The sequence below is a fragment of the Halomarina salina genome, from assembly GCF_023074835.1.
Lineage (GTDB): Archaea > Halobacteriota > Halobacteria > Halobacteriales > Haloarculaceae > Halomarina > Halomarina salina.
The window spans coordinates 1-997 of the sequence record NZ_JALLGW010000010.1 but is presented as its reverse complement, the minus strand read 5'-3'; the positions used below and the strand labels follow the sequence as shown (position 1 = coordinate 997).

Sequence of the window (997 nt, the reverse complement as noted above, 5' to 3'; positions counted from 1 at the left end):
ACGCTCTTGTGAAGCACGTTGTTGATTTTCAGAGGGCAGCGTCGAGAGCATGTTTGAGTGCTTCGTCACCTGGTTTTCTGTAGAGTTCTTGCCGGAGCTGAAAGGCTCTGAGATACGGTGTTAGTTTGTCTTTTGACACTCCTCGGTGGGGCGAGAGCCACCGTCGCGTCAGCGACGCGTGGCTCTCGCAGGTATTGACGTGGATGTCGCCGTCAGCGTATTCTCCATCGCCGTGGACGACGTATTTGCGGGTGAAAGCGTCGTCTTCTTCGAGCGGATCGTAGGCCCGAAATCCGTCCGTATAGACGGTCAGCGACTCCTCGTCGTGGTCAGCAAGCAGGAGTCGAATCGTCGATTCGTCGGCGGATTTCGCTGGCACGACGTACCGGTCGCCAGAACCACGATCGGCCAGCGTAAACACCGGCGGTTTATCGCCGTCGTACGATCCTCGGCCACGCGTGGACAGGCCACGCGAGCGCGACTCCTGGTCGCGCTCGCGGCCTTTGAGGCCAGCAGAGACGTACACTTCGTCAATTTCGACCGGTCCAGACAGCGTGATCGAAGGCGCGTCGAGCGCTCTCGCGAAGCGCTCGACGCGCCGTCTGACCGTTCTGTACGAAAGATCGAGTTCCGCCTCAATCTGTTGAATACTCGTGTTGAACCGTAAGAACACGTAGATCGTGAAGTACCATTCTTTCAGCGAGAGTTTCGAGTGGGCGAAGATCGTGCCGGTCTTGTCGTTGAATGTTCGACCGCAATTCTTACACAAATACCGTTGATACACCCGATAGCTGCCGTTTCTGACCGTCAGGTCAGAACGGCAGCGGGGGCACTCGACGCCATCACGCCAGCGAACCTGTTGGAGCAGGTCCGCTGCAGCCGATTCCGACACAAACCGGCGTATTGGGAACATATCGGGCACCGCTGGCGCGGTGCCCTTGCCCTCTTCGACTTTCAGCCGCAGCTCTCGCTATCAACAATCTACTTCGCAAGAGCG

General features: G+C 57.9%; 1 protein-coding gene. It reads right to left on the bottom strand.

The genetic code is table 11. The features are described 5' to 3' along the window. Positions 1-28: 28 nt before the first annotated feature. On the bottom strand, positions 29-913 hold the full coding sequence (locus MX571_RS22250; protein ID WP_246989505.1) for an IS1595 family transposase: 885 nt from the start codon (positions 911-913) through the stop codon (positions 29-31). Between the last annotated feature and the right edge of the window lie 84 nt (positions 914-997).